Annotated in this window: 8 protein-coding genes; 2 read left to right on the forward strand and 6 right to left on the reverse strand. The window is 76.2% G+C overall.

Going from position 1 to position 7,898, the window contains the following annotated elements:
* Nucleotides 1-382 precede the first annotated feature (382 nt).
* The gene (locus ABZ641_RS19885; RefSeq protein WP_359983456.1) at nt 383-1,180 is read left to right on the forward strand and encodes a hypothetical protein; all 798 of its coding nucleotides are present in this window, start codon (nt 383-385) and stop codon (nt 1,178-1,180) included.
* Nucleotides 1,181-1,216: 36 nt separating this feature from the next.
* On the opposite strand, the gene ABZ641_RS19890 is transcribed toward ABZ641_RS19885, so the two are convergent.
* The 6 genes from ABZ641_RS19890 to ABZ641_RS19915 are packed head-to-tail and all read right to left on the reverse strand — an operon-like array spanning nt 1,217 to nt 7,298.
* Nucleotides 1,217-2,062 carry an STM4011 family radical SAM protein gene (locus ABZ641_RS19890; RefSeq protein WP_359983467.1) on the reverse strand — a complete coding sequence of 282 codons (846 nt, stop codon included), beginning with the start codon at nt 2,060-2,062 and terminating at the stop codon, nt 1,217-1,219.
* A 44-nt stretch (nt 2,063-2,106) separates the two neighbouring features.
* Nucleotides 2,107-3,423 (reverse strand): STM4012 family radical SAM protein, encoded by a 1,317-nt coding sequence (locus ABZ641_RS19895; protein WP_359983469.1) that lies wholly within the window; start codon nt 3,421-3,423, stop codon nt 2,107-2,109.
* A gap of 5 nt (nt 3,424-3,428) precedes the next feature.
* Nucleotides 3,429-4,250: an STM4013/SEN3800 family hydrolase gene (locus ABZ641_RS19900; protein WP_359983459.1), complete on the reverse strand. Its 822-nt coding sequence runs from the start codon at nt 4,248-4,250 to the stop codon at nt 3,429-3,431.
* A gap of 17 nt (nt 4,251-4,267) precedes the next feature.
* Entirely contained in the window at nt 4,268-5,392 is a 1,125-nt protein-coding gene (locus tag ABZ641_RS19905) for an STM4014 family protein (RefSeq protein ID WP_359983462.1), read from the reverse strand.
* A 3-nt stretch (nt 5,393-5,395) separates the two neighbouring features.
* Nucleotides 5,396-6,322, reverse strand: coding sequence for an STM4015 family protein (locus ABZ641_RS19910; protein WP_344624411.1), 927 nt, complete (start codon nt 6,320-6,322; stop codon nt 5,396-5,398).
* Between the two features lie 22 nt (nt 6,323-6,344).
* The gene (locus tag ABZ641_RS19915; protein ID WP_359983464.1) at nt 6,345-7,298 is read right to left on the reverse strand and encodes an STM4015 family protein; all 954 of its coding nucleotides are present in this window, start codon (nt 7,296-7,298) and stop codon (nt 6,345-6,347) included.
* Between the two features lie 160 nt (nt 7,299-7,458).
* Here ABZ641_RS19915 and ABZ641_RS19920 point away from each other — a divergent pair, with 160 nt between their 5' ends.
* The gene (locus ABZ641_RS19920) at nt 7,459-7,785 is read left to right on the forward strand and encodes a hypothetical protein (protein ID WP_344624409.1); all 327 of its coding nucleotides are present in this window, start codon (nt 7,459-7,461) and stop codon (nt 7,783-7,785) included.
* The last annotated feature ends 113 nt before the right edge of the window (nt 7,786-7,898 follow it).

Here is a 7,898-nt window from a genome sequence, read left to right on the forward strand (position 1 = left end):
CTCGCCGACTCCGGCCCCGGCCCCCTCGCCGACTCCGGCCCCGGCCCCCTCGCCGGCTCCCGCCCCGGTGCCGGCGGCGGCCGCGCCGCCGGTCGCGACCGTGCTGGAGAGCGCCGTGTCGCAGGGCTTCGGGCCGTCGGCGGCGGGTGCCCCGCCGGTTCAGCCGCCCGCCGGGTTCCCGCCCGCACCGCCCGCACCGCTCGCGCAGCCGGCGCCCCCGGTGCAGCCCGCGCCGCCCGCGTCCGCGGGCCCGGTCGGCGTTCCGGCCCGGTCCGCTGCTCTGCCGGGCTTCGGGCCCTCGCCGGTGCCGGCCGGCCCGGTCGCCCCCGCCCCGACCCCCGCCCCGGCAGCGGCCCCGACCCCGGCCGCTCCGCACGGGGCCGTGCCTGCGGGACCCGAAGCCCCGGCCGCCGTACGGGAGTTGCTGGTGCGGCTGCGGGACCGGGCGGACGAGGCGCCGACTCCGGACGCGGCCGTCCACCTGCTGGAGTCGGTGGCCCGCGAGATGACCGCGCTGCTCGGCCGCTACGACCGGGACGCCCTCGCGGCCTGGCGGCGGCTCGGCGACCGGCGGTGCGCCGCGGGCGACCCGGCGGGCGCCGTCCACCTGCTCGGCCAGGTCGCCGCCGATGCCGCGCAGGCGCTCGGCCCGGGCGATCCCGACACCCTGGAGGTCCGGCTGGAGCAGGCCCGGGCGCTGGGCGAGGCCGGCGACCCGTTCGGCGCCGTGCACCTGCTGCGCGAGGTGCAGCCGGCCCTGGTGCAGGCGCTCGGCCCGTACGACGCCCGGGCACTCGCCTCGCAGGCCCGGCTGGCGCACGCCGTCGCGCTGACCGGGGACCTCGTGTCGGCCTTCGGCATGCTGCTGGAGCTGATCCCGGTGGTGCAGCACCACCTCGGCCCGGCCCATCCGCTGGTCGGCGAGGCCCGCTGCTCGCTCGGCCGGCTGGTGCCGCAGTGGCGGCGCGCGGCGGGCGGCGGCGGGCTGCCGCAGGTCGCGGCGGTCGCGATGGTCCACCGGCTGCTGGTCTGGGACTTCGCCTCCGACCAGGAGGCGGACGCCTTCCTCACCGAGCTGGAGCGGGCCACCGGCCACCGTAGCCTGGCGGCCCGACTGGCCGCCGTCCCGGAGGAGATGACGGCGGAGCAGGCGGCGCAGTCGATGCTCGGCCCGGCCTGACCGGCCGACCGGGGTGACCCGCGCCCCGGGCGCGGGTCACCAGCCGTGCGGAATGCGCTCCAGGACGCCGCCGGCGAAGACGTCGTACAGCGGCAGGCCCTCCAGGTGGACGTAGCCGATGTGGCAGTCGCAGACCGGCAGCGGGCACGGCCGGGGCAGCAACTCGGCACGGTAGGAGCCGTCGTAGAGGTTGCCGAGCGGAGGGCGGACGAAGTGGCAGCGCCGCACCGTGCCGTCGCCGTCCACCGAGACCACCGACTCGCCGGTGCGGCAGGGGCGGCCGCCGCTCGGGTGCGGGTCCCTGCTCCAGCCGAACAGCGGGTCGACCGCCGTCCAGGCGGCGGCCTGTTCGTCGGTGTAGCTCCGGCCGTCCGCGGCGTTCACCCACAGGTAGGTCGAGGCGGGCAGATCTGCCCGCAACTCCCGTGCGGCATAGAGGTGTTCCGGCTCGCCGACGATGCCGACGCTGTGCCGCACCCCGAGTGCGGCCAGCTCCCGGAGCTTCGCCAGGAAGCGTCCGCGGTCGACCTGTCCCGGGTGGTGGGTGATCCACAGGGCCAGGGTGTCGAGATCGGCCGCGGCCAGCCAGTCGGTGCGGCAGCTGAGGTTGGTCTGGATCGCCACCCGGCGCACGTGCGGCAGGTGCGAGAGGTCGACGAGGGCCCGCCGGTACCAGGAGCGCACCAGGCCCTCGCCCCACGGGGTGAACAGCAGCGACAGGGTGTCGCCGGTCTGCGCGGTGGCCCAGGCGGTGAACCGCTCCAGCGCGGCGCGGTCCGCGCGCAGCCGCTCGGGGCTGTCCCGCCGCTTGGCGAACGGGCAGTACGGGCAGTCGTAGTCGCAGGAGGCCAGCGGGCCGCGGTAGAGCAGGGTGAGGTCCATCGGGGTCTCGGCCGGGCGCGGCCCCGGCATCCCCAGGTCGACGGTCACTTCGCCTCGTACGCGTCCATCGCGGCCCGGACCGCGGGCGAGAACAGCATCGGACCGACGGCGTCCGAGTGCGCCAGGCCCTCGGCGGAGAGCGCCAGCCGCCCGGGGGTCTCGGCGAGCCAGCCGCGGGCCTCGAAGACGGCCAGTTCGGCGGCGAAGTCCTCGGCCGGGAGGGAGCCGAACCGCCGCCGGTAGGAGGCGAGTTCGAGCCCGTCGGCCTGCAGCAGCGACTGCAGCAGGTGGCGGCGGCGCGACTCCTCGGCGTCCATCGCCCGGCCGACCTCGGCCCGGGTGAAGTCCTCGGCGGCGACGTAGTCGTCGATGATGCCGCGCACCTCGCGGGCGTCCACCGCGTAGTCGAAGGAGTAGTGCAGGGACGAGGTGTACGAGCGGGCGCCGCAGCCGAGGCCGACCATGCCGTCGGTCTGGCAGGCGTACTCGCCGGCGCTCGCGGTGGCCGCGCCCGTCCGGCGGAACATCCGCATCGACACCTGCTCGTAGCCGGATGCCAGCAGGTGGTCCCGGCCGGTCCGGTAGAGCGCGAGCCGCTGGGCGTCCCACTCAGGGGTGGGGCCGTCGGCGGTGCGCCGGCCGAGACCGGTCAGCGGCCGCACGTACAGCGGGTAGAGGTACAGCTCCTCCGGCTGCCAGGCGAGCGCGGCGTCCAGCGAGGCGAGCCAGCTCTTCTCGGTCTGGCCGTCGATGCCGTAGATCAGGTCGATGTTGAGCACCGGGATGCCCGCCGCCCGGACGCGGCCGAGCGCCGCCTCCACCGCCGCGCGCTTCTGCGGGCGGACGGCCGAGCGGGCCTCCTCGTCGAGGAAGGACTGCACGCCGAGGCTGAGCCGGGTGGTGCCGCGCTCGGCGAGGACGGCGAGCCGGTCGGCCGTCGCGGTGTCGGGGGAGGCCTCCACCGAGAGCGGGACGGCCCGCAGGTCGGCGCCCATCCGCTGCTCGGCGATGTCGCAGAGCCGCTCCAGCTCGGCCGCGGTCAGATAGGTGGGCGTGCCGCCGCCGAAGGCCGCCAGCGCGAACCGGGCGTCCGCGTCCAGCGCCTCCCGCACCGCCGACGCCTGCCGCTCCAGCGCGTCCAGGTAGGCCGTGGTCAGCCCCTCGGGGCTGCCGATCCGGGTGAACAGGTTGCAGAAGCCGCAGCGGACCTCGCAGAACGGGACGTGCAGGTAGAGCGAGAGCGCGTGCTGCGGCTCGCCCGCCCAGAGCTCGCGCAGCGGCGGCCGCCCCGGCAGCGGCCGGTACGCGGTCTTGTGCGGGTAGGCGTAGACGTACGCCCGGTACGGGGAGTCGGTCGTCATCGTGGTCATCGTCCGGTCTCCTCGGCGGCGGGCAGCACGAAGTGCGCGTAGGGGACCGTCCAGACGACCGGGTGGCCCAGCCGGTGGCCGGTGTAGCCGTCCTCGCCGTAGCAGGTGCCGTGGTCGGAGCAGACGATCGCGAAGCAGGGACGGCGCCGGCTCGTCGCCGCGAACAGCCGGCCGATGTGCGCGTCCACGTACTCCAGCGCGGCGGCGTGGCTCTCCCGGGTGTCGCCGTGCTCGCGGGTCGCGCCGGGCAGGTGGAACCAGTTCGGCTGGTGCAGGGCGGAGACGTTGACGAAGAGGAACAGCGGCTGCCCGTCCGGCTGTTCGGCGCAGACCTGCTCGGCGCGGGCGACCTGCGCCTCGAAGGAGGTGGGGGAGGGCACGCCCATCTCCGGTGCCCAGTGGGACTCCTGGAACAGTCCGGGCAGCACCGACCCGAGCGGGCCCTGCTTGTTGAAGAAGCCGACCCCGCCGATGCAGACCGTCCGGTACCCGGCGGCGGCCAGCGCCGAGGGCAGGTCGGGGGTGTCGAACACCCAGGTGCGCGGCTCGGTCGTCTCCGAGCCGGCGAAGCGGGCCGCGAACAGCCGCGGGTGCGGGCCGTCCGGGCTCGCCGGGGTCGGCAGGAACCCGGCCAGGATCGCCTGGTGCGCCGCGTAGGTGAAGCTGCCGGGGGTGTGCCGCTCCTCCCACCGGCCGCCGGGCAGGTGCGCCGCCAGGTGCGGGATGCGGCCGGCCGCGGCCAGCTCCTGCGCGACGTCCAGGCGCAGCGTGTCCAGGGTGACCAGCAACAGGTCGTGGCTGCCGATCACGTCGTTCATGTCGGGTATGTGATGGTTCATCGGGGCGGTTCCGTCCGGGTGGTGCGACCGGGCGCCCGGTGGGGGCCGGTGTGCAGCAGTGCGGCGATCTGGGCGCCGTAGGTGTCCAGGCCCTCGGCGGGGCCGCCGGGCAGGCCGGTGAGGCCGGGCAGCAGGTCGCCGAAGGCGTTCACCTCGCCGACCACGGCGCCCCGCCAGCCGGCGGTCGGCAGGACGTCCACGCCGACCATGGGGGAGTTCGGGAAGCAGGCCGCGGCCCGCTCCGCCGTCTCCAGCAGCCGGGACCAGGCCGGGCCGGCGGCCTCCCGGGCGAGCGCCAGGTCGCCGCGGGCGCCGCCCAGGTGCAGGTTGGTCATCGGGCGGGTGCTGGTGCGCACCACCGCGTGGGTGGCCCGGCCGGCGACGACGACCACCCGCAGGTCGGCGGAGCGGCCGCCCTGGGAGGCCTTCGGCACCCACTGCTCGACGTGCAGGCCGTCCGGCGCGAGCGCGTCGACCAGGGCGGAGACCTCCGCCGGGGTGCGGTAGCGGCGGACCCGCAGCGAGTTGTGCAGGCCGTCCGGGGCGAGCTCGGCGGAGGTGGTGGCCTGGACCTGGCCGCGCGGCCCGAACTCCAGGGCCACCACGCCGGAGGCCGAGGAGCCGTGCACCGGCTTCAGGAACACCCGGCGCATCCGGGCCGCCGCCAGCCGGTCCGCCAGCTCCGCCCAGCCCCGCGGCGGCGGCCCGTCGAGCGCGGGCGGCACCGGCACGCCGGCCGCCGCGAGCCGCCGGTGCGCGGACCGCTTGTCGAACATCACCGCGATCTCCGCCGGGTCGCCGAGCAGCCGCACCCCGGGCCGCGCCGCGAGGCCGTGCAGCGCCGCGCACACCCCGGCGTACCAGGCGGCGCCGCCCTCGACCCGGGTCGGCGCGTACCCGGCGCCGAGCACCGGCCCGCGCAGCAGCGCGTCGACCGCCGTGTCCTCGCCGGGGGAGTCGATCCGCAGGACGGTGCCGGGCGGCAGCGCGTACCCGCCGCGCAGCACGTCCAGCCAGGGCAGTACGGCGGGTTCGGGCAGCCCGGCGGCCCGCGCCGCCGCCGCGAACAGCGCGACGCGGCGGTGGCCCGGGTTGCCGAGGACGGTGAGCCGATCGGTCATGGGCTACTCGGAGACCGCCACGTAGCGGTCCTCCTCGTCCTCCTCGTCCTCCGCCTCGGACAGGTCGACGTCGACACCGGCCAGCGCCTCGGCGACCCGCTGCTGCATCTCCTCGGAGAGGTAGTGGTGGTGCAGGTCGAGGGAGGTGAGGTGGGTGAGCGGCTGCCCCTCCAGCAGGGCGGCGGCGCCCTCGTCCGTCAGCACGCCCATGCCGAGGGCCAGGTGCTCCAGCCGGGCCACGACCGGGGCCTGCGCGACGGCGGCGGCGATGTCGTCCTGGTACTCGCTGTTCTGCAGGCCGAGGCTGCGCAGCGCGGGCAGCCGGGTGGCGGTGAGCAGCGGCGCCAGGTCCTCCAGGGTGTGGTCGCCGCCGTACTCGTCGACGCCGAGCCACAGGTCGAGCTCCTCCAGCGCGGGGAGGTCGCACTCGCCCAGGGCGCGGACCACCCGGGCCGGCAGGCCGCCGGACTCGAAGGCCAGCGACCGGAGGCGCTCGTGGCGGACGGGCCGCAGTCGCAGGCCGTTGCCGCCGCGCACGGCGAGGTCGGTCAGCCGGGGGAAGGACGCGAACAGCGGGGTGATGTCGCACATCTCCAGCCAGGAGATCTCGCACTCCTCGGAGCGGACGTCGCCGACGAACAGCGCCTCCAGCGCGGGCAGCCGGTCGGCGCTGTCGACGATCAGGGCGAGCGGGCCGGCCAGGTCGTCGTAGTCGCCGGCCCACCAGGCGCCCATGACGAGTGCGCGCACCCGCGTGGTGTCGACCGCGTCCAGGAAGCGCTGCCAGGCCTCCGCGAACTCCGTCTTGCCGTCGTACCGGTAGCCGAGGCCGATCCGCCAGGCGGCCGCCCCGGCGGCGGGCAGCTCCTCGCCCGCGTCCAGGGCGGTCAACACGTTGCACACGGGAAGCCCGTGGAAGGTCCTGCTCATCGGAGGTTCCTGCCTGTCCGGGTCACTCGGAGACGGCGACGTAGCGCCAGTTGTCGTCCCACTTCTGGGCGTCGGAGAGGTCGATCGCCACGTCCGGCAGGGCCTCGTGCAGCCGCTGCTGCATCTCCGTGGTGAGGTAGTGGTGGTGCAGGTCGAGGGAGGCGAGGTGGGTGAGCGGCTGCCCCTCCAGCAGGGCGGCGGCGCCCTCGTCGGTGAGCGCGCCCATGGAGAGCGCGAGGTGCTCCAGGCGGGCCACCACCGGGGCCTGCGCGGCGCGGGCGCAGACCTCGTCCTGCCGGGTGGTGTTCTGCAGGCCGAGCCGGCGCAGCGCCGGCAGCCGGGTGCCGGCGAGGAAGGGCGCGAGGTCGTCCAGCGTCCAGTCGCCGCCATACATCTCGACGCCGAGCCAGAGCTCCAGGCTCTCCAGCGCGGGGAAGTCGCAGGCGGCGACGGACCGCAGGACGCTGCCGGGCAGGCCGCCGGCCTCCAGCCGCAGCCGGCGCAGGTGCTCGTGCCGCAGCGGGGTGAGCTCCAGTCCGCCGTTGCCCTCCCAGTCCTGGCCGGTACCGCGCACGACCAGCTCCTCCAGCCGCGGGAAGGACGTGAACAGCGGGGTGACGTCGCACATCTGCAGCCAGGAGATCTCGCACTCCTCGAAGGTGATGTCACCGACGAACAGGGCGCGCAGCGCGGGCAGCCGGCCCGCGGCACCGGTGATCTCGGCGAGCGGGCCGGCGAGCGGCTCCGGCTCCTCCTGCGACCAGTTGCCGATCACGACGGTGGTGACCCGCCCGGTGTCGACGGCGCCGAGGAAGCGCTGCCAGGCCTCGGCGAAGGTCTTCTCGTCGTCGTACTCCAGGGCGATCCGCCAGGCGGCGGCGTCGGCGGCGGGCAGCTCGCGGCCGTCCTCCAGGGCGGCCAGGACGTCCACGACGGGCAGCCCGCCGAACTCCTCGATGTGCTTGCTGATCGCCATGCGCTGCTCCTGGGGACGTCCGGTCGGCCGGGTTCTGTCTACCAGGCCGCGCCGACACCCCGGCGCGAGGGGCCGCGCGCCGACGCGCTGTCAGAGCCGGGCCCTAGCTTTCCCCTCGTTGCGGCCGGCACCCCGTCGGCCCGGAGCCGGGGAGTGCCACATGTACCGCCAGGGTGACGTGCTGATCGTGCCGGTGGGGGAGGCGGCGGTGCCGCGCGTGGTGGCCGACCTGCCGTCGCTGCCGCGGGACGCCCGCGGCCGGCTGGTGCTGGCGCTCGGCGAGGTCACCGGGCACGCCCACGCGGTGGTCGGGCCGGGCACGCTGCGGCGGGAGGCCGGGCCGTTCGGCACCGCCTGGCTGCACCTGCCCGAGGGCGGCCGGGTGGTGCACGAGGAGCACGCGGTGATCCCACTGCCCAAGGGCTGGTACCGGGTGGTGCGGCAGCGCGAGTACGTGCCCGGCGCCGTGCGCGTCGTGGCGGACTGACCACCGACCGGGCACCGACCCGGGCACCGAGCGAGCACGGACGGGACGAGGAAGGACAGCACGATGACCGACACCCTGCAGCAGAGCGCCCCCGCCGGGGCGACCGCCCGCTG

Source organism: Kitasatospora sp. NPDC007106 (assembly GCF_040634455.1).
GTDB lineage: Bacteria > Actinomycetota > Actinomycetes > Streptomycetales > Streptomycetaceae > Kitasatospora > Kitasatospora arboriphila.

Bases quoted from the DNA above. Each gene is read 5' to 3' on its own strand.
- ABZ641_RS19890 (WP_359983467.1), bottom strand. From the start codon at position 2,062: ATGGACCTCACCCTGCTCTACCGCGGCCCGCTGGCCTCCTGCGACTAC.
- ABZ641_RS19895 (WP_359983469.1), bottom strand. From the start codon at position 3,423: ATGACGACCGACTCCCCGTACCGGGCGTACGTCTACGCCTACCCGCAC.
- ABZ641_RS19900 (WP_359983459.1), bottom strand. From the start codon at position 4,250: ATGAACGACGTGATCGGCAGCCACGACCTGTTGCTGGTCACCCTGGAC.
- ABZ641_RS19905 (WP_359983462.1), bottom strand. From the start codon at position 5,392: ATGACCGATCGGCTCACCGTCCTCGGCAACCCGGGCCACCGCCGCGTC.
- ABZ641_RS19910 (WP_344624411.1), bottom strand. From the start codon at position 6,322: ATGAGCAGGACCTTCCACGGGCTTCCCGTGTGCAACGTGTTGACCGCC.
- ABZ641_RS19915 (WP_359983464.1), bottom strand. From the start codon at position 7,298: ATGGCGATCAGCAAGCACATCGAGGAGTTCGGCGGGCTGCCCGTCGTG.
- ABZ641_RS19920 (WP_344624409.1), top strand. From the start codon at position 7,459: ATGTACCGCCAGGGTGACGTGCTGATCGTGCCGGTGGGGGAGGCGGCG.